We start from the raw sequence: 20,411 nt of genomic DNA, 5'->3' as shown, positions 1-20,411 counted from the left end.
ATACAAAAAGCGAGGATGATCAATATGAAAAACAATAACGGGGTCATTACAGGTGGCAAGATTGAAGGTCCAAAGGCGCCCAAGGACCCGGCTGAACGCAGGAACGGTTTTTTTGTGCTCTACGAAACAGCGATTGAGGCGACAGCCCGGGCCGAAGGTCCATCTTCACAGGAAGTTTATCTGGAAGGTAACTATCTAATCGACAAGGCCAGATATATTGGCGGCGTCACTGATGAGACAATACTGGAGCTGCTAGGAAACTGTGTTGGATTTCGCAAATTAGTCCATAGTATCGGAGTGTCTGTGAGAAGGGATCATGAGCAGAACGAGCCTATCTCTTTTCTATTGCAGAACTGGGGCAAAACCAGCAAATACGAAACAGGCAGCAGCATACGTGTGCCCTGTCCCTCCGACGGTTCAGAAGTCCTCTTAAAGTTAGAGGATTTGGAATGGTCTGAAGAGGATGCAGTGCTCGGCAAATTCGCTTTTGAATTTAAACATGAAGGCGAACTGGCCATCGCGAGTATAATTTTTTATTTGCATGACGGTTATTCTGTACCAGAGCTAATCATTGAACCGCCTGTAGCGTTTGATTCTAACGAATACCGGGAGATCATTACCCAATCCTTGCTTCATCCGGGCAATAATAAAAGATTAAAAACGGCCATCCATAAGGCTATAAAAGGTGAGGATATCACGATTGCTTATATTGGGGGTTCCATTACTCAGGGAGCAGGCGCTAAACCGATCCATACAGAATGTTATGCCTACCAATCGTATCTGAGATTTAAGGAATTATTCGGTACGAATGGTGGCGAGAACATCCATTTTGTGAAGGCTGGGGTAGGTGGAACACCATCCGAGCTTGGGGTCATCCGTTATGAAAGGGATATTCTCCGGGAAGGTTCTGTAACACCTGATATCGTGGTGGTAGAATTTGCGGTAAACGACGAAGGGGATGAAACAAAAGGCAACTGTTTTGAAAGCTTATGCCTAAAAATACTTTCCGCCGATAATAGACCGGCTGTAGTTCTCCTGTTCAGCGTGTTTATGAATGACTGGAACCTGCAGGAACGGCTCTCCCCCATTGGCCGGCGTTATAATCTTCCTATGGTTAGTGTAAAGGATGCCGTATCCGGGCAGTTCCGCCTAAGCAAAAATGAGGGGAACATCCTCTCGAAACGGCAATTTTTCTATGATATCTATCATCCTACTAATGATGGTCACCGGGTGATGGCTGATTGTCTTGCTTATTTATTCTCCGAAACCCACAAAACGCTAATGGACGAAGATGATCTCCTATTGGATCAACATCCGGTCATCGGGAATGATTTTGCGGGAACCCTTCTGCTGGACCGCAAAAGCCATATTGACGCAGGCAGGATCGAGGTGGGCGGATTTTCGGGGATCGATACCGATTTGCAGCGGGTAGAAATGGATGCCAATCCTTTCGGAACTCCGGAATTCCCTCATAATTGGATGCATTCAGCGTCTTCTGGGGAACACAGCTTCAAGCTGACGATAACAAGCAAAAATCTCATCCTCGTATACAAGGATTCTGGCAGCAGCGAATTCGGCAAGGCGAACATTTACGTCGATGGTTGTCTTGTAGTCACCGCTGATCCACATGAGAATAACTGGACACATTGCAATCCGGTAATTCTTTATCAAAATGAGGTTAGTGGGGAGCATCAGGTAGAAATCAGAATGGTGCCGGAAGATCAGGACAAGTCTTTTACTATACTGGGCTTCGGCTATAATGCTTAGTGAGTTGACCTAGAGAGATGATAACCCCGATGTAAACTACATCGGGGTTATCCTTATTGTATCGCATGGAATTTTGTCCATTTCCCTCTAACGTACCGCCAAATAAACAGAACCCCTTTGATCAGCCAGTCGCAATAAACTGCGATCCACGTTGCAAACATATCCATATGCAGCCAATATACCAATATATAAGCAAACATAATTCTACAACAAATCATAGTAATCATACTGATGACCATAGGAAATTTGGCGTCTCCAGCAGCTCGAAAAACCGTGGGCAGCGTATTTCCAAAAGGCCAGATCAACATCATAACGATCGCATGACTCCACACAATCTTTGTTGCCCAGAGTTCCGCTTCTGCTGAAAAATGATAGATGCTCAATATGCTTGGAAATAAAGCTAAACTCACAATAGAACTGACTACCTGTGCCATATAAATAAAACCAATAATCCTTCTCGTATAATATCTAGCTTGAGCATAATCCCCAGCCCCCACACATCGAGAAATAACAACAGACAACCCTAAACCAATCGCCATCCCAGGTAATGCCTGCAAGGAAGCAATAGTACTTCCTACTGAATTTGCTGCTATTGCCGCCGTTCCAAATGTGGACACCAAACTCAATATCAATAACCTTCCAATATAAAACATGCCATTTTCCAGCCCATAAGGGACACCAATTCTCATAATCTGTTTGATCATCTTAGTATCAAATTTATGCCGCAAGGTCTTTTTCAGATAGAGGAGATTCTTAGGGTTAGAGATTAACACAAGAATACAAATAGCAACGCCCGTTCTGGAAATTAAAGTTGGAATCGCGATGCCGGCTGTCCCCATGTCAAAACCATAAACCAATAGCGCATTCCCTGCTATATTCACAAGATTCACAACCAACATAATTTGCATAGGCAGCTTGGAGTTTCCCATCGTTCTGAATACGGCTGCACCTGCATTATATAGAGCCAAGAAAGGAACGGAAGCCCCAACAATTAATAAATAAGTATTGGCATGCCCATATACCTCTTCTGTAATCGTTCCAAAAAGCCCATTTAAAATAAAACCCTTCAGCAAATAAATCAATATCATAATCACTAACCCAGCTGCACCCGTAAACCAAACTAATTGATTCGCTGCTTCTCTAGCCTGATGCGCTTGCTTTTTTCCAAGATATTGACCGACAATTACCGTTCCTCCAGTAGCTAATGCTGCAAATAAGCTAATCAACAGTAACATGACCATTTCAACTAAAGATACACCCGATACTGCTGATTCTCCAACAGAAGCTACCATGATAGAATTCACCAACCCTACCAATGCTTCTAATAATTGTTCAATAATTAATGGCAGGAATAATTTCATTAGTTCTTTGTCTGAAAATAATCTTGGTTTCGTAATCGCACTTTCCAGTTTACTCATAGGATTAGCTCCGTTTTGTATTGGTATTAAATCTATGGTAAATTCAAAAGCGATAAATATCTAATACCTATGTTGGATTACGTACCATGCCTAAAATGCATATATATGACAATGCTAATATATCAGCTGTAATTTGAAAGGATGTTAAAAATAATGGATGTGCGTGTTCTCAGATATTTTTTAACCGTGGCTAAGGTTGGTAATATAACAAAAGCAGCAGAAATTCTCCACATTACCCAGCCAACATTAAGTAGACAGCTTATGGATCTAGAAAAAGAATTGGGAACCGGCTTGTTTATTCGGGGAAAAAGACAGATTACATTAACAGATAGTGGACTTCTCTTTCAGCAGCGGGCAAAAGAAATTGTTGCGCTTTTGGATAAAACAGAACGGGATCTGGCAGAGCAAAAAGAGCTAGTTGGCGGAGTAGTTTCGATAGGTTGTGTTGAATCCTCTGTATCCAAGGCATTACCAAAGTTACTAGAAGAGTTCTCCAATCGGCATCCGAAAGTACAATATGAAATATATAGTGCGGATGGTGATGATATTCGAGAAAAGCTAGACCGGGGATATATTGATATAGGTATATTATTGGAACCCATTGAAGCCGCCAAATATGACTACATTCGTCTGCCTTATCAGGAAAAGTGGGGAATTCTGATGCGACGGGATGACCCTCTAGCCCAGAAAATCTCTATTGGAATTGAGGATATTCTTTCTTTACCTCTAATCCTCCCCCGCCGTACTCTTGTACAAAATGAAATTACGAGCTGGCTTGGAGTTGAAAATGGCAGCTTATGTATCTTTGCCTCACACAATCTGCTGACAAATGCCATGCTGCTGGTAGAACAAAAGCTTGGGTATGCCATTTGTGTGAGTGGTTCATATACCATCCGAGAAAGCGAGCAAACTTGTTTTGTTCCATTTGAACCTGAACGTACGACAGGTCATGTATTAGCTTGGAAAAAGAACAATCTATTTAGTTCCGCAACAGCACGTTTTATTCAATTTATAAAAGATACCTATCATTAAACTCGCGAATCTGTAAGCATATAGCTAAAAAAGCTGCCTCCGATCGTGTACCGGAAGCAGCTTATAGCCCAACATAATAGGTAATCCTGAGCAGTAGGGTGGCTTAGCAAAATCCATCCGCTACTTCCTAGTTCTTTGCAATATGTTACATGATTGATTGCTTTATGTTGGATTCATGACTCGGCAGCTTCTTATCCAAAATAGCCTTCACATCTTTAACAAGCTGTACGGACGCTTCAATCTCCAACTTACTTGTTGAAACACTTTCAATACTGCAACCAATAGGAATTCCCTTCTCCAGCCCGAAATCTAGTAATTCTTCAAAGATTTTTTGCGATAGCTGGATTGATTTATCCAAAATATCATTCGAGTATTTCAACTCGTTTTCTAACCATCCCGGGATACTGATCCCTAACCACTTCATAAATTGTAATGTTTTCGCCGTGCCGCATGGTGCAAGATTAAATAAAATAGGAACCATCTCAAAACCGTTATTTGTATAGTAATAATATAAATCAGACAATAAATTCTTAGATGCCTCTACATTATAAGTTGCCTGTGTAATAAAAAAGTTGCACCCATTGTTGGTCTTTTCGACAACCCGTATATGCTCATCATTCTTTTTTATATGTCTTTCCGGAATGACAACTCCGCCAAAAGTTAAATTGTTATTTAGCTGTTTACTTAGCTTATAAGCCTCTGGTAAATTCAATTTCACCTCTTGTTTACTTGACGAAGCGCCCACATACACGGAAAATCTATCTTCATTTTCGTCAGTTTTAACCCAATCCTCGAACTGAGCTCTAGTATCATTACCGACGCACCGGTAAATTATTTTCGGGACCTCCACCTGTCTTAGATATTTATCACCATAGACAGCCGGATCAATCGTTGGTAAATAGGGATAAGGTCTTTCATGATCCACTCTGTCTACTTCTTCCTGAACGTCGTACAGAATTAACGCATCTAAATCAAGGTTTTTAAGTCTCTCAACCTGTTTCTGGGCGATTTCCGAGACCTTTTCTGGTGCGTGGCTTGCCTTCGGTGGTGTCATCCCATATGTTATAATACCCGGTTTTTTGCTCAATATTTTTTGTTTAAATGTATTCTCTGCCGCTCCCACATTACAAAACCCCTCTACTCGTCGCTTTTAAGATAAGGTTACCATGGCGGGCTTAATATGTGTAACTTCTATTTACTATATCTAGTTATATTTTAAAGCTATGATTCCTTAATGATACTTATCGAGTAGTACATGTTGACAACCATTTGATGTGACTATAATATTAGAAGTCCTGCCAACCTTAAAGTTGGCGATAAGGGGACCGAAAGGTTCATTCTTATTTAAAAAGGGTGAGTATTATGAATAAAGAAGAATTAATGGAAAGCGCACGTAACACAAAGAAAGCTGCTTATGCCCCTTATTCTAAATTTCCAGTTGGAGCAGCCTTATTGCTTAAAGATGGAAATGTTATTAATGGAGTAAACGTAGAAAATGTATCTTTTGGCGCTACTAATTGTGCAGAGAGAACAGCAATCTTCACGGCTATTACAAAGGGCTATACTAAAGGTGATTTTCAGGCTATAGCTGTAGCAGGTGACACAATGGATTTTCTGCCGCCATGCAGTATCTGCAGACAAGTATTATCGGAATTCTGTTTGCCCGACATGCCTGTCTATTTAACCAATGAGAAAAAAGAGATCTTAGAATTGAGTTTAAAGGATTTATTGCCTTATGCATTCAAAAATTTAGATATGTAAAAATAATTCCTCTCGTAGTGGAATAACAAAAACACGCGTACCTGTGTTAGACAAGTACGCGTGTTTTTGTGTTAAAAAGCTTAGCAGAACCAGAGTTCACAGACCAGACACACCGCGTAAATACGTTGTTACTTACCAAATCGCAATTCCAACCTTATCTTTTTCTTTAAATACTACCTTTATCATTTCCAAAGCATTTCTTACCCTAAATTCAATAAATTCTTTATCATAGTCTGTATGTAGTTCTATAGTATCTAAAACTCATATAGTTAAAACCTCTCAATGAACATCATCAATAATAAAAAACAAGCGATCCATTGAGATAAAAGGATAAACACTTCCTCTCGAGGATCGCTTGCTTTTAGTAGCTATGCATAGTCACATTTCTAGTTTTCCCATAAAACACCTATTGGCTCTACCGTTTACCCGCAACGACTATACCCGCAATTGCCACAAGTCTTACAGCCCTCAATATTAATCAGCGAGGCGCTGCCGCAGGATGGGCAAAGGTCACGGGAAGCCGTAGCATGGTTATGTCCATGATGACCACCATGTCCATCTTCCGTAGCTGACGGAACGCTCGATTTCAACTCCGCATTTAATGCTTCATTGAAATCCTCCAGCTCCAAAGTTGCTGCAATCGGAGCGGGTACATGATCATCATGAGCATTGTTCAGCACATGTGATTCCAGTGCCTTAGCTACAGCATCAGCAATGGATTCAACCCGGTTTGCGCCGAAGCCGATAGCTCCTGATCCGCCAATGCCTTTCAGATGTTTGATCAACAGCTCCACTTTCTCACCATGATCTCCGTAACGGAGGAACAAGGAGCAGACACGGCCTAATGCTTCAGCCATAGCAAAGACGTCAGAACCCGCTTTACCTACATTCAGGAAGATTTCAGCCGGTATTCCATCAAGGTCATTGATCGTAATATATGCCATCCCAAATGGTGTGTTGATTTTATAGGTAGCGCCGCGCAGAACCTGCGGACGTTTTTTGTATTGTTTATCCGCCTCTTTTGTAGTCACTTGAGGCGCTGGACTTGCTGCTACAGTAGTTGTAGCTTCCTCTGCCGCAACCGGAGCGGCTTCTTTTTTGTCTTCCTTCTTCGTGGTTTCCAGAACTTGAACGTCACGACTTCCATCGCGGTAGATCGTAACACCCTTACATCCTAGATCAAAGGCCATTTCATATAGCTCAGCCGTCTCCTCAACCGTAAAGTCAGACGGGCAGTTCGCTGTTTTGGAAATAGAGCTATCTACCCAGCGTTGGATCGCTGCTTGCGCACGAATATGATCTTTAGCTGACAGATCCATCGAAGTTACAAAGTAGTCCGGTAGCTCTTCACCCGGATGAGCTTCCAGCCACTCTTGAGCGATTGGAACAAACTGTTCATCATAGCCAAGACGACTTTGACGGAAATATTTAAAGGCAAAATAAGGCTCAATTCCCGTAGAAGTACCTACCATTGTACCTGTACTACCTGTAGGTGCTTGTGTAATCACTGTAACGTTACGCATACCATGTTCACGAATCGCTTCGCCAACCTCTGGATACGCTTCGACTATATTTTTCATAAAGCCGCTCATTAGATATTTCTCAGTATCAAAAGCTAGGAAGGAACCCTTCTCTCCAGCAATTTCTGCCGAAGCAAGGTAGGCTTCACGAGCCATAAAGCCGTATAGCTTGTCCAGAAACTCCAACGATTCCGGGCTGCCGTAACGGATGTTCAATTTAATCATCAGCTCCGCCAATCCCATGGTTCCGAGACCCACGCGGCGTTCCTTTTTCTGATTCGCTTCATTTTCCGGGAAATGATAAGGTGTTTTATCAATTACATTGTCCAGAAAACGGACCGAATAACGGGTTGTAGTCGCAAGATCTTCCCAATCTACATCATGATTTTTCTCATCGTAGAACTTGGACAGGTTCACCGCAGACAGATTGCAGACTCCCCAGCCTGGCAGGCCTTGCTCTCCACAAGGATTCGTACAAATAATCGGGTTGAAATACCAGCTGTTAGACATCTGGTTATAGTATTCCATGAACACGACGCCTGGCTCAGCAGATTTCCATGCCGATTCAATGATCGTACGCCACACGTCACGCGCTTTTACGGTGCGATAATGGATAACGTTTTTGCCGGCAGCTTTCCACTTGTCGAGATCGCCATCCCATATTTCGTTATATTCAGGATCGGTTGTATCCGGGAATACGAGATCCCAGTCCAGATCTTCTTTTACAGCCTTCATAAAACCATTGCTCACACATACCGAAAGGTTAGCATTAGTGACTTGGCCCATCGTTTGCTTCACGGTAATGAAGTCCTCAACATCGGGATGCCAGTCATTAATCATCAGCATGAGCGCGCCACGACGGCTGCCGCCTTGCTCAATAAGCCCCGTAGTATAACTAAACAAACCGCCCCAAGATACGGAACCACTGGATGAACCATTAACCCCTCTAACAATCGCACGACGAGGACGCAATGAAGACAGGTTAATGCCCACACCGCCACCACGGGCCATAATCTCCGTCATTTCAGACAATGTCTGCATGATGCCGCCACGGCTGTCTTTTGGAGAAGGGATTACATAACAGTTGAACAATGTTAATTCTTCACTAGCACCTGCACCAGCCGCAATACGTCCACCCGGCACAAGCTTCCAATCATCTAGAATTGAACGGAATTTGCCCGCCCATTCTGCTTGAAGCTCAGGTGTCTTCTCTACAGAAGCCATCGCTGTGGATAGACGGTCCCACATTTCCTCAGGAGTTTTTTCTATATTAAGGGTCAACTTTTCAACATCCGATTTCACAAACTCACCGCTGCGTGTCTTTACAGTTACGATTCGACCACTGCGCTCCACAATTTCTCCGACTTCCTTAGTTGGAAACTTCGGATCATCTTTGGTCAGCACCAATACAACGTCGCCTACTTTAGCATTGTTGCTGTCTGCATCCTTCCAAGCATAACGATCCAAAAATATTTTTTCACTTAGCCCTTCAAGGCGTTGCTTACGTTCCACTTTACTCAATAAAAAAACCTCCCGCATGTGTAGTAGATATTAGTTTCCGGTCCAAGGTATGGGCCCACAACAAAAACTCCCTTACCATCCTCCACTGCTTAACAGGTGTATGTAGGAAGCTCATCTTGTCAATAACAAATACCAGCTAAGCACTCTATAAAAAATACATTTTCAAGCTTTTGTCACAATATATTGTGTGCGTCAGCTTTTAAACTATACCACATATTGTATCGAAGGTCTTATTCGAAAATAGAGTCAAGTTGCCGAATTATCGCAAACGTTGCTGCTTTTTCTCGCTCTTGCTCTCTTTTTTAAAGGCTATCGTGAAAAATAGGAGGTTATGAATTCTCTCGTTTACGAGCATACTACTCTTACGAATGGTGATATAAATCCGAGCTTGAGGAGGCTGCATTATGACGCAATTATTCCGTAATTCTCTACCCCAGCAAGGGGGAACACCCGCGCCGATACTGCCTGTTCCTCTTTCTTTTGACCGGAATTGGTTGCAAGATCTGGAGCTCAAATTGGAAAAGGGCGGCCCATGGGGAGACTACCGTTTATCTAAGCTTGCCGTACAAGGAGAGGAAACAGGTCTAGTAACGAGCTTCGATGAGCTGCAATGTATGAAGCATTTATCCGGCTTGTCCCCTCTTCCCCATCAGCTGGATACAGCGCATAAGGTTCTGTTCGAAATGTCAGGCCGCGCGATTCTTGCAGATGAGGTTGGACTGGGCAAGACCATTGAAGCAGGACTGGTGCTCAAAGAATATCTCGTACGCGGTCTTGTCTCCAAAGTGCTTATTCTCGTACCTGCTTCTCTAGTATTGCAATGGGTTCGTGAGCTGAATGCGAAATTTGGCATCACTGCTGTCGCTCAGAAAAAAGCCTATTCGTGGGGCAACGCCATAGTCGTCGCATCGATGGATACCGCCAAACGAGATCCGCATAAGGAAATCTTGCTGGAAAATGAATACGATATGTTGATCATTGATGAAGCTCACAAGCTGAAGAATAAAAAATCGACCAATTATCTATTTGTACAGCAATTACGCAAAAAATATTGCCTGCTGCTCACCGCAACTCCCGTTCAGAATGATCTGGGCGAACTCTTTAATCTGATCACTATACTGAAGCCGGGGCAACTTGGAAATCAGGGCGATTTTGCCTCGAATTTCGTGGTTGATAAACGCCAGCCCAAGAATGAAGGTCAACTGCGGGACGAGCTTTCGAAGGTCATGATCCGCAATCGCCGTGGTGAAGGTCCTGTTAATTTCACGAAACGAAAAGTCCGTAATATTCCCTTAGTTCTCTCCCAAGAAGAGAAAGATTTGTATAACAGTGTTACTTCCTTTGTCAAAGACCAGTATCAGGAATCCGGCGGCAATCTTAGCAGTATGCTTTCTCTGGTAACCCTTCAACGTGAGGTGTGCAGCAGCCGGGATGCCGTCTTTATCACTTTAGTTAATTTGATCAAAAAGCTGCCTGCGGATTCCCCAAAAAGAGACCGGATGATGGAGCTGCTACAGACCCTCCGTACCGTTAAAACAAACACTAAAGCTGAAACAACCTTAGCCCTCATTCAAGAAATGAATGAAAAGGTCATCGTTTTCACGGAATATCGCGCAACTCAAGAGTATTTACTACAATATTTCCGTGAACATGGGCTGATGTGTGTCTCTTATTCCGGCGGAATGAACCGTGGGAAAAAAGATTGGATGATGGATCTTTTCCGCGGCCGCGCTCAAGTTATGATTGCAACGGAAGCCGGTGGTGAAGGAATTAACCTGCAATTTTGCCACCATATGATCAACTTTGATCTGCCCTGGAATCCCATGCGCGTGGAGCAACGTATCGGACGTGTCCATCGGTTAGGGCAAGAAAATGACGTAGTGATCTACAACTTGTCTACGCAAGGCACGATTGAAGAACATATCCTGCATCTGCTGCATGAAAAAATCAATATGTTTGAAATGGTGATTGGCGGGCTGGATGTAATCCTGGAACGTTTTGAAAAGAAGGAATCGCTGGAGAAAAGTTTATACAAAATCATGCTCGAATCCCGCTCCGACGAAGAATTGCGGCATGAGCTGGACCATATTGGTGAATCCCTCAGTGAATTGACACAGGGTATTAAAAAAGAAAGTGGGACTGCGACATGACCCTCACCGCACAGGAAGTACGCAAGCATGTGATGGACTATCTTGAAGCCACTGAATGCTCCATCATTGAGGCTTCGCCCCTTCACGTAACTGTGAAATTATCACCTAGAGCTGACAAAATGCTCACCGACCGACCGTATTATTGGGGATTCGTGGAGCGCACAGGTGTAGATCCTGAGACCCTTTCTTTCACCTTTGTTTTTGATCCGGAAAAATACGACAGTCAAGCTGCAGTAGAGGTTACCCCCATTGCAAATCGTAGTGCTGGCATTTTGAATCAAGTTGTCACCGGAAGCCTAAATACAGGTGTAACAAACGATGCAGAGGCCAGCACTGACTTACTCGAATCCGCCTCCCCGGGCTCAGAAGCAGTGAATGCTCCATCTACTGACCCGGAGGAAAGTATCCTAGCCCGCTACTTCGGCATTGTGCCGGCACTCCCACGAATTGGGCCAGGAATGATCCGCAGAGAGGATATTATTTACGGAAGCAAGCGATTGCAACAGATTTGGAACGCCGCTCGGGACGAAGGGAAATGCCTTTACTTATTTGAGGACCCGGGCAGCAGGCAGCGAAACACGCTGTTCTCTGCCGCTTACGAGCCATGGCTTAGTGTCTGCTATAAAGTGGAGATGAGCTGCGATTTGAAACGTGAAGAACTCCATTATCTTGGCATCTCCCTAACAAAGGGAACCATCATTGATGACTTTAATGCAAAAGTTTCCACAAAAGAGATGATGCCACGCTTGCCGGAAAATGTGCATATCCAGCCTTATGAAATGACAGTAGCAGCCGCTACCGACTTATTGGAAACTCATCTTACCGCTCAGTTAGCCGAACTGGACTACACTTGGGCAGAACAGGCACGTGAGCGGCTAAGGGTTGAACTGGACATCATTGATGTCTATTATGGAGAGCTGCTGAAGGAGCCTGACGAAGAAAAACGCCTAGTGACTCAAGAGCAGTATAATCGGCGTCGACAAGAGACCATTTGGCAATATGAGCCGCAAATCGCAGTTTCTGCGGTAACCTATGGACTGTTTCATCTGCGGAGCCTATAGAATGCGACCCTACTCGCTAAAAGCAGGCAAAAAAACAAGAGAACTTCCGCCTTCCGGCGCGACAGCAAGCAACAGCCTTTTTATAGCTTGTCCTCTACAATAAAAAGGAAGCTTTTTACTTTCTGATATTTCATAACAAAGAAAGGTGAACGACGCCATGAAAATAAGTGTACGGCGGAGGCTGCTTCTTGCAGGTCAAAGCTGCTTCCTCCTGCTTCTATGCATCGGACTCATCGCAACGAGCTCCGGTTCCTCTTCTGCGCTTGCCGCTTCCAGAGTAAGTGTAGTTGATTCAGTCACACAGGATTTGATACCTGTACTGCAGATGGATATCTTACCTTCACCCGGTACGGTCCAAGAATTTGCCAAGAGTACACTGAACAAGCTCGCAGCAGAAGCTCCATTTACAGCCTGGAAGGACGCAGGAATAGAATATTATCCTCTGGGTCCAGGTACTCATAGCTGGCTTGTCAACGTTATGAAAGGTGAACAGCGGATCGGCTACATGATCATTTCCGCTACGGATCAAGGTGGTTATATGCTTAGCGAATATGGAGCTGGCACTTACGGACTCCCCTATAGTTTATTAGAACTGCGCCAATTTTTGGTGCAGGAAGGACTTATACCTTCATCTTATACAGGAAAAATAAAACTCACAGCCTTATATGCACCACTTCTACCCGTATGGAAAATCGTCATTGACAATAAGACAATATTTATCAATGCTTCCGTGCCGCAAGTTTTACCGTGGACGCTAAGTAAAGCGGAAGAAGTGCTTAAAGGACAGCAGACAGAAACGGATGTAATCACTAACCTAACTACTGATTTGTCTCCGCTTTCGGCCTATCAAAGCGGGGGAACAGATGATCCTTATAAAGATATCATGTGGTTGACCTCCCCAAAACTGCTTGCTGTAGGCGGTGACAATATCGCCACACTGATTCGTCCCAAGGAAAGTATTGCTTATCAAGCCGCTGGCCGAAATGATATCGTAGGGGCACCTTTTATGATTACAGGTTATCAAAACTGGTTGCCTGCTTCGAATAAAACAAAAGCAATAAACAACATGCCTACCGTTTACGCAGCATCAGGGCCAGAAGGAAGACGGTATTTGCCACTCACTGCCTTGCAGGCTATAGGAACACTGCACAAGCTGCCCGACAGAAATATCTATAACTAAACATAACAAATAACCTTCCGCTGCCACCCTCAACAAGGCACTGGAAGGTTATTTGTTATTTGTTATTTGTGAAATTCAATCCTTGTCACTGTGGCTCCATTTGCTTCGCCAGATCGACCAACCAAGCGGAAGCATACCGAACCATTTCTGTGACCACGGCTGCTTTGTAGCCGCTCTACGAGCATGAATGGCACGCGGATCCTCGATATAAACAACTACCTTCTCAGTGATATACTTTACAAGCTCATCGCCGCCGGAAGCCATTTGTAACACCTCCTACATTGTAAGTGATTTAAGATAGCCAGCGTCGTTCCATGCTCTTAGTGTGCACCACCGAGCATATATCTAAACTCTTGTCTCGAATTGTTCGAATAGGTTTACCTATTAAAGCACAATATAACAAAGAATCTAGGGCACGAGGTTATTCACATGCAAGGAGGAGTTCATTTGAACATTGGGAGAAATAAAGCTTATTCCAAGACAGCAGCTGCAATATGCGGCTTGCGTATTACTTTAACCACAGTTGGACTTCTAATGCTGTTTATGGGGAGTGCATATGCTACTGCAACTCCATCCAAACCCGTAGTGAATGATGAACGTCAGCATCTCTTAAGCCACGGCCACCGGATGATCTTAATTGATGCAGGACATGGGGGGATCGACGGAGGAACTTCCTACGGCAACATTCTTGAGAAGGATATTACATTAGATATCTCACGCCGATTATTTCTGCTGCTGCGCAGCGATGGATTTGACGTTGCCTTAAATCGTAATGGAGATTACGCCCCAAGCGATGAGAACCGCTGGCTGCGCAGTAAATCCCGGCATCTGCGCGACCTTGCTCAGCGTAAAGAGCTGGCTGAGACATTACCAGCTACTGTAGTGGTCAGCATCCATGTTAACTGGGCACCTTCACCATCCAAGCATGGACCACTTGTATTATATCGCCAAGAAGGCCGCAGCTTTATTCTTGCCCAGACCATTCAGCAACAATTAAACAGTCTCTATAATATCCAGGCTGAGACAAGACCAGGTAAACCTTTTTATTTACTCAACAAAATAACCGCCACAACCGTAATTGTTGAGGCGGGTTTTGTAAGCAGTCCGACAGATCGCGAAAAGCTATGCACCCCTAAAGGGCAACAAGAAATTGCTGAAGCAATTGCTGGCGGCATAGTAGCTTATCTTATGGAAGTGTAGGATTCGAGTTCCATTTCATTTCGTTTTTAACGAGATCAGATATGCCTATAAATTCAACATCATCTTTTATTTGCTCCACACCGCTGCGGATGCCTGCGGCGGTTTCTTTTCCATATACACCAACATGACCAATGGTTACGCAGAATCGTTGATCCTTCGCCAGATTATTTACGAGACCCATTTGTTTCAGCACATGATTAGCTGTATGTGTATCATCCAAAAAGATATGGTTCTCTACGCGCGGCAGTCCCATTCGATAAGCCATATTGCCAGCAACAGAACGGTAGTTGGTTTTACTGTCCACAAAAAACAATCCCCGCTCTTTGCACACGGATAAGATCACACCCATAATCCGTTCGTCCCCAGTAATTTTAGAGCCCATGTGGTTGTTTATACCGATAGCATAGGGCACATTATCGAGCGCTGCCTCCACCTTTAGACGCACTTCCTCATCAGACATCTTAGCCAGAATAGCTCCGGGTCCAAGCCATTTAGGATTCCCTTGGCGGGGCTCCATCGGCAAATGGACCAGAACATCATCTCCGCGTTCATGCGCACGTGTGGCGTCCTTCACAGATGTAGGCAAAAAGGGCATAACCGCCACAGTAAGCTTTATTGGCAGCGAAAACATTTCATCCGTCCCCTTCATGCCATTGCCGAAATCGTCAATAATAATTACGACCTTATTACGTTGAGATGTCTTCTCTTCACTTGGTGTGTTTGTAGGGTTGTCTCTGGACTCGGCAGCTGAAACAGACGGTGCCATGGGAGCGATTAAAGTAACCATTAGAGCAGCAACAGCAATCCAAATTAGTAAATAACGATTAAACTTTCGACTGTCCTTCATCAAGAGGAACGCCTCCTTCGTCTTAAACAATTATTCTCATTGTTTGGTTCACGAAGGTTAAATATGTACGGGGAGGGTTCGCAATAATTTACAATCGGGCTTTTCTATTGTCCCCGCGCGTCTGCGGCAAGAATTGCTTCCAGCACATCCACAGCTTGAACTTCAAAGGGCATATTCCAGATGGGGCTATCCTCAGAACAGCTAGCTTCCGCCACCATCATCAATGGATCAATATCCTTACTGGTAATTCCAAGATCGTTGAGAGTAACGGGAAGACCGATTTTTTTGCAGAAACCAATCACCTGATCAATCTCTTCATATGGTGCTTTCTCCAGTACAAGCTGAATGATCGTAGCAAAAGCAACCTTTTCACCATGAAGAGTATTCCTGCATTCCTCATGCAGCGTCAATCCATTATGAATCGCATGCGCCGCAGCAAGTCCTCCACTTTCAAACCCAATGCCACTCAAGTAAATATTGGCTTCAATGATATGTTCCACCGCAGGAGAGGTGATGCCTTGCTTAACATCTTTTAATGCCGTTTCACCCTCTGCAAGAAGCGTATCCAGACAGGCACGAGCTAGTGAAAGGGCTGCAATTGTGCTAGTCCCACCTGCATGTGTAATAGCCCCAGATTCTCGACAAGCTCTTGCTTCGTAAAAAGTGGACAAAGCATCACCCATTCCAGCAACAAGCAATCTTGCAGGAGCTTTAGCAATGATATCGACGTCTACGATAACCAGATCGGGATTTCTTTTTAGTGGAAGATAACAGTCAAAGTCTCCCTCATCCGTATACAACACTGATAAAGCACTGCAAGGTGCATCCGTTGAAGCCACTGTGGGTACAATAACTACCGGGAGGTTACTCATGTGGCTTACTGCTTTTGCCGTATCTAAAGTTTTGCCACCACCAATCCCTATAATGACTTCCGCATCCTTCAAGCCAAGTGCTGCAACTATCTCATTAACCTGATTACGACTACACTCGCCCTTGAATTCACACATCACTAGCGGCATTTCGTTCATTTCAAAACTGTATGTGATCTCATTTTTGTACACAGAGAAAATATAAGGATCAATAATGGCATAAGCTCTTGTCGCTCCAAGCTGCAAACAATAATCTCCCAGCTTACGAATTTCACCATGTCCTTGTATATATTTAGTCGGTGAGCAGATGATCTGCGTCATGGTTCACTCCTCCTTTTATTTACATTCATATTAGAAGGATTAACCACATTCAGCTATTAAAAAGATCCCTTTAACCACCAGCTTAAATGAATCCACCATTCACACGGATCGTTTGCCCTGTAACCCACTGTGATTCTTTACTGGCTAAGAACAACACAATGCTTGAGATATCCTCAGGCTCGCCTAAACGTCCAAAGGAATTCATATTCCCCACGGTCGCAATCTCTTCCGCTGATTTCCCTACGGTAAATAACTCCGTATTCACAGGTCCAGGTGAAACAGCATTGATAGTGATTCCTTTTCGTCCAAATTCTTTGGCCAGCTGACGAGTGATTTGTTCCACTGCTCCCTTAGTTCCTGCATAGACGCTGTAGGTCGGGAACATTTGACCCGTAACGGAAGTAGAAAAATTGATAATCCGTCCGTTATCATTCATATATTTAGCTGCTTGCTGGCAAGCAAAAAAGGTGCCTTTTACATTTATCGCAAACTGCTTGTCGAAATCTTCTTCCGTCATATTTAGTATCGGCTTCGTAATCATAATCCCGGCGTTGTTGACGAGAATGTCGAGTTGTCCATAGGCTTCTAATGTGGTTTGGAATAATTGTTCAAGTTCTGCCACCTGGCTGATGTCTGCGCGAATAGCGACGGCCTCTCCACCCTTTTGTTTAATACCGGTTACGACTTCCTCGGCTTTGCCGGGGTTACTCGAATAGTTAACGACCACCTTCGCACCCTGTTGTGCCAAGTTCTCCGCAATCTCCCGGCCCATGCCTCTCGATGCACCTGTTACTAATGCTACTTTTCCAGCTAAATTCTGATTCATAATTACTCCTCCTATCACTTTGTCCTTCTTGTTGGTCTGATTATAAATCGATCAATTACAAATTACAATTGACATTTTTTAATATTTGTCATTTAAAATTGGTTTTGCACACGGGATTTATACCGTTCATCTGCTGCTAGTCGCTCCACTCAGCCTGATCTACGGGATTTATACCGTTCATCTGCTAGCAAATCGCTTAATTAATCAAATCTACGGGATTTATACCGTTCATCTGCCGCTAGTCGCTCAATTCAGCCTAATCTACGGGATTTATACCGTTCATTCGCAGCAACTCGCACGATTCAGCCTAATCTACGGGATTTATACCTCTTTAAGACACAAAAAAACCTCCTGAGTCTCAGAAGGTTTTAAGTAGATGTTACAAAGAAATCCCGGAAATAATCAAATCCCAAACGGAGGCGAAATCCTGATCAATCGTAGCCGACTGCCACTCTATAGCATGTGCTGGATGATGATACCGCGAAGTAGCATTAAAAATTGCTCTAGCCGTTACCACTGGTTCAACCACTCTATACTCTTTGGATTGTATGCCTTTTTCAATAATGCCTGCGATTTGCCCAATTAATTGATCTACGTGTAGGGTAATCATATCCACCGCTTCTAAAGTTACAGCTGCGTACATAGCAAACATTTCGGCATCATCCACAGCATAGGTGCGTTTACTACGAATCAGCGTATCCATCCATAATCGGAGCTGCTCTTTGGCATTCCCATCAAAATGCTCTGAAATATTCTTTAAAGGCTCTGAAATATTATACTGCAACCATCTTTCGGTTACGGCTTCTCGCAAAGCAGATTTACTGGAAAAATGTCTATACAACGTACCATGACTTACTTTAAGCACCTTCGCTACATCTACAACAGAAGTCTTGTCCGGGCCAAAACGCCGGAGCACTTGTTCAGCCGCGTCCAAAATGTTTTCTTTTGATAATGGAAGATCATTCGACATATGTATTCCCCTCGCTCTATCTCTGGTGGTAATTATCATAGCATATTATGTTCAAAAACGAACTGACAATATTACCACTTTGTCATTCGTTAAATCATTATCAGTATATACTCGCACCCAATTATTAAACTTAAGTCCCAGTTTAGTATCTTATTCTCTGTAGCCCCCGTACTACATGAATTCGGACTGAGGAGCCCTTATTTTCAGAAATCACCGTAATTCGCCATGCTATCGGACTCCAATGCAGCTATTCACCCAATTCCCCACCTTTTCGGCATTCTAATGTGCTAATAAGAGCTATGCAGTCCGAAAAGTTAGCCAAACACGCTAAATTGAGCAAATAGCTGCAATACGGTCCGTTACGATGAAGAAGCCTAGTATCTAGCAATCCACCTTCTGCTAACCTACGATTTCACCAAAAAACCTCCTTGATCTCTCAAGAAGGCGGGGAATATCAGCTGCTTTTTTGCTCAATCCGATCTAACCTCGTCCTAACAAACTTACCGACATTCGCAATCGCTTGCTGCGCCTCTGGCAGCATATAAGCTAAAAAGTGAAAGACACTCCACATGTTCTCCCATATTTCCAGTTCTACATGAACATCCGCAGCCTGTGCTCGTTCAGCCAACCTCGTTGCATCGCTTAACAATACCTCGTGGTCGCCTACTTGAACAAGTAAATCAGGTAATCCCTGCAAATCCAACCTTAAAGGAGATAATATAGGAGCCAGTTCTGTTCGAGCACCTAAATAAACATCAATTATTCGTTTATTTCCGTCTATGCTGCCTGTTGGATCAAACTCCGCTCGGCTCAGATACGATTCACCATCCAAATGGACGAGATCTGTATGCGGCGAGATTAAAAAAGCACCCACCGGCAATTCTCCACCCGCATCCCGTAAAGTAATCAACGTCATCAGCGCAAGGCTGGCTCCAACAGAATCCCCTCCAAGCACGACATTCCCGGCAGAATATCCATTCGCGAGCAGCCACAGATAAGCGTCTATACAATCTTCATTAGCAGCCGGATAAGTAAACTCTGGTGCCAAGCGATATTCAATGATTAGGATCTTCGTGCCACTAGATTTTGCAATTCGTGTAACCAGATCCCGATAAAATTCACAAGTCCCCGAAATAAAACCCCCACCGTGGAAATAAAGGATCACTTCATCAGCGAGTGAAGCAGATTTCACAGGAATAATCCACTCTCCGCTTAAGGGTCCAATCATGACCCGCTCGATGATAACATCCGTAGGACTGGGCATGTTCGCAGCCGTCCCATCCATCTCCTGCCGTATTTGCCCGATAGACTTGCTATCCCATCGGTTGCTTTGTCGCAAATAAACTTTGATCGCTGCAAGCTGCTCTGTACTTGTCTTTTCCATCTCGTAAATCCCTCCTACAATTCTTTTCAACTCAGATTGTAAAGGCTGTAGGAGACTACAAGGTCAAGTTAAGAATCCATTTTTAGGATTTCGAGCGTGGACTGTACGCCTGGATGTTTATCTGTGGCTAACAAATTTTTTCTCAAATCTGCGAGGGCTGTTAGTTTTATTTCCTGTTTTGCAATTTCGCCACGAACTCGATCCATTTTCTTATCCACAACATTTACAAAATCATCTATGCTAATGCCGCTGCTTTCAGATTTAGTGAGTGCCTTCTTAATTTCCTTTAAAGTGAAACCACACAGTTTAGCATTATGTATAAAAACAAGGCGGCTAAACACCTCATCCGAATAAAGACGATAACCAGCTTCCGAACGTAAGGGAGTGCTAATTAATCCGAGCTCTTCATAATACCTTAACGTCTCCATATTCACATTCGCCATTTTGGCAATTTGGCCTCGCAAGTACTCTGTCATAATCAGCGCCCCCTTAGAATCCCCTACATTATACCAAATCCAGAGGCTGCAGAGGACATCAAAAGGACATCAAAGGGACATCAAAAGAACGTCAAAAACTACCCAAAC

Annotated in this window: 18 protein-coding genes; 8 read left to right on the top strand and 10 right to left on the bottom strand. The window is 43.8% G+C overall.

What is annotated here, in order from left to right; all coding sequences use genetic code 11:
• The first annotated feature begins 24 nt into the window (after window positions 1-24).
• Window positions 25-1,767 (top strand): SGNH/GDSL hydrolase family protein, encoded by a 1,743-nt coding sequence (locus MHH89_RS02245; RefSeq protein WP_341086205.1) that lies wholly within the window; start codon window positions 25-27, stop codon window positions 1,765-1,767.
• A gap of 53 nt (window positions 1,768-1,820) precedes the next feature.
• Here MHH89_RS02245 and MHH89_RS02240 read toward each other — a convergent pair whose 3' ends face one another.
• Window positions 1,821-3,185 (bottom strand): MATE family efflux transporter, encoded by a 1,365-nt coding sequence (locus MHH89_RS02240; protein WP_341086204.1) that lies wholly within the window; start codon window positions 3,183-3,185, stop codon window positions 1,821-1,823.
• A gap of 153 nt (window positions 3,186-3,338) precedes the next feature.
• Here MHH89_RS02240 and MHH89_RS02235 point away from each other — a divergent pair, with 153 nt between their 5' ends.
• Complete coding sequence (locus MHH89_RS02235; RefSeq protein ID WP_076280926.1) at window positions 3,339-4,217, top strand: LysR family transcriptional regulator; 879 nt, start codon at window positions 3,339-3,341, stop codon at window positions 4,215-4,217.
• 145 nt (window positions 4,218-4,362) lie between these two features.
• Here MHH89_RS02235 and MHH89_RS02230 read toward each other — a convergent pair whose 3' ends face one another.
• Window positions 4,363-5,340, bottom strand: coding sequence for a methylenetetrahydrofolate reductase (locus MHH89_RS02230; protein WP_340034300.1), 978 nt, complete (start codon window positions 5,338-5,340; stop codon window positions 4,363-4,365).
• Window positions 5,341-5,579: 239 nt separating this feature from the next.
• Here MHH89_RS02230 and MHH89_RS02225 point away from each other — a divergent pair, with 239 nt between their 5' ends.
• Window positions 5,580-5,978 carry a cytidine deaminase gene (locus MHH89_RS02225; RefSeq protein WP_076186474.1) on the top strand — a complete coding sequence of 133 codons (399 nt, stop codon included), beginning with the start codon at window positions 5,580-5,582 and terminating at the stop codon, window positions 5,976-5,978.
• Window positions 5,979-6,400: 422 nt separating this feature from the next.
• On the opposite strand, the gene MHH89_RS02220 is transcribed toward MHH89_RS02225, so the two are convergent.
• Window positions 6,401-9,037 (bottom strand): adenosylcobalamin-dependent ribonucleoside-diphosphate reductase, encoded by a 2,637-nt coding sequence (locus tag MHH89_RS02220; protein ID WP_341086203.1) that lies wholly within the window; start codon window positions 9,035-9,037, stop codon window positions 6,401-6,403.
• A 386-nt stretch (window positions 9,038-9,423) separates the two neighbouring features.
• Here MHH89_RS02220 and MHH89_RS02215 point away from each other — a divergent pair, with 386 nt between their 5' ends.
• The 3 genes from MHH89_RS02215 (at window position 9,424) to MHH89_RS02205 (ending at window position 13,410) form a co-directional block, all read left to right on the top strand.
• Window positions 9,424-11,169, top strand: a complete 1,746-nt coding sequence (locus MHH89_RS02215) for a DEAD/DEAH box helicase (RefSeq protein WP_076129985.1) — start codon at window positions 9,424-9,426, stop codon at window positions 11,167-11,169.
• Window positions 11,166-12,230: a YqhG family protein gene (locus MHH89_RS02210; protein WP_076280308.1), complete on the top strand. Its 1,065-nt coding sequence runs from the start codon at window positions 11,166-11,168 to the stop codon at window positions 12,228-12,230. Before MHH89_RS02215 ends, MHH89_RS02210 begins: the two co-directional genes overlap by 4 nt.
• 157 nt (window positions 12,231-12,387) lie before the next feature.
• On the top strand, window positions 12,388-13,410 hold the full coding sequence (locus MHH89_RS02205; protein WP_076220063.1) for a hypothetical protein: 1,023 nt from the start codon (window positions 12,388-12,390) through the stop codon (window positions 13,408-13,410).
• A gap of 75 nt (window positions 13,411-13,485) precedes the next feature.
• Here MHH89_RS02205 and MHH89_RS02200 read toward each other — a convergent pair whose 3' ends face one another.
• Entirely contained in the window at window positions 13,486-13,674 is a 189-nt protein-coding gene (locus MHH89_RS02200; protein WP_036689445.1) for a YqzE family protein, read from the bottom strand.
• Window positions 13,675-13,857: 183 nt separating this feature from the next.
• On the opposite strand from MHH89_RS02200, the gene MHH89_RS02195 reads away from it, so the two are divergent.
• Window positions 13,858-14,610, top strand: coding sequence for an N-acetylmuramoyl-L-alanine amidase (locus tag MHH89_RS02195; protein WP_254847629.1), 753 nt, complete (start codon window positions 13,858-13,860; stop codon window positions 14,608-14,610).
• Here the strand turns inward: MHH89_RS02195 and MHH89_RS02190 are convergent.
• From MHH89_RS02190 to MHH89_RS02180, 3 genes are all read right to left on the bottom strand, one after another.
• Window positions 14,597-15,457: a divergent polysaccharide deacetylase family protein gene (locus tag MHH89_RS02190; RefSeq protein ID WP_081390518.1), complete on the bottom strand. Its 861-nt coding sequence runs from the start codon at window positions 15,455-15,457 to the stop codon at window positions 14,597-14,599. The two genes, MHH89_RS02195 and MHH89_RS02190, sit on opposite strands and share 14 nt — an antisense overlap.
• 104 nt (window positions 15,458-15,561) lie before the next feature.
• Window positions 15,562-16,647, bottom strand: a complete 1,086-nt coding sequence (locus tag MHH89_RS02185) for a glycerol dehydrogenase (RefSeq protein ID WP_076309882.1) — start codon at window positions 16,645-16,647, stop codon at window positions 15,562-15,564.
• A gap of 82 nt (window positions 16,648-16,729) precedes the next feature.
• Entirely contained in the window at window positions 16,730-17,473 is a 744-nt protein-coding gene (locus MHH89_RS02180) for an SDR family oxidoreductase (RefSeq protein WP_076301191.1), read from the bottom strand.
• Between the two features lie 85 nt (window positions 17,474-17,558).
• Between MHH89_RS02180 and MHH89_RS02175 the strand changes: the two genes are divergently transcribed.
• On the top strand, window positions 17,559-17,828 hold the full coding sequence (locus tag MHH89_RS02175) for a hypothetical protein (protein ID WP_143759898.1): 270 nt from the start codon (window positions 17,559-17,561) through the stop codon (window positions 17,826-17,828).
• A gap of 24 nt (window positions 17,829-17,852) precedes the next feature.
• Here MHH89_RS02175 and MHH89_RS02170 read toward each other — a convergent pair whose 3' ends face one another.
• From MHH89_RS02170 to MHH89_RS02160, 3 genes are all read right to left on the bottom strand, one after another.
• Window positions 17,853-18,443, bottom strand: coding sequence for a TetR family transcriptional regulator (locus MHH89_RS02170; RefSeq protein WP_076186459.1), 591 nt, complete (start codon window positions 18,441-18,443; stop codon window positions 17,853-17,855).
• A gap of 454 nt (window positions 18,444-18,897) precedes the next feature.
• A complete protein-coding gene (locus MHH89_RS02165) occupies window positions 18,898-19,827 on the bottom strand; it encodes an alpha/beta hydrolase (protein WP_076309881.1) in 930 nt (309 codons plus the stop codon).
• A 68-nt stretch (window positions 19,828-19,895) separates the two neighbouring features.
• The gene (locus MHH89_RS02160; RefSeq protein WP_076309880.1) at window positions 19,896-20,303 is read right to left on the bottom strand and encodes a MerR family DNA-binding transcriptional regulator; all 408 of its coding nucleotides are present in this window, start codon (window positions 20,301-20,303) and stop codon (window positions 19,896-19,898) included.
• Window positions 20,304-20,411 lie beyond the last annotated feature (108 nt).

It is taken from the genome of Paenibacillus sp. FSL H7-0323, from assembly GCF_038002725.1.
Lineage (GTDB): Bacteria > Bacillota > Bacilli > Paenibacillales > Paenibacillaceae > Paenibacillus_AQ > Paenibacillus_AQ odorifer.
This window is presented reverse-complemented; position numbering and strand designations above follow the sequence as displayed.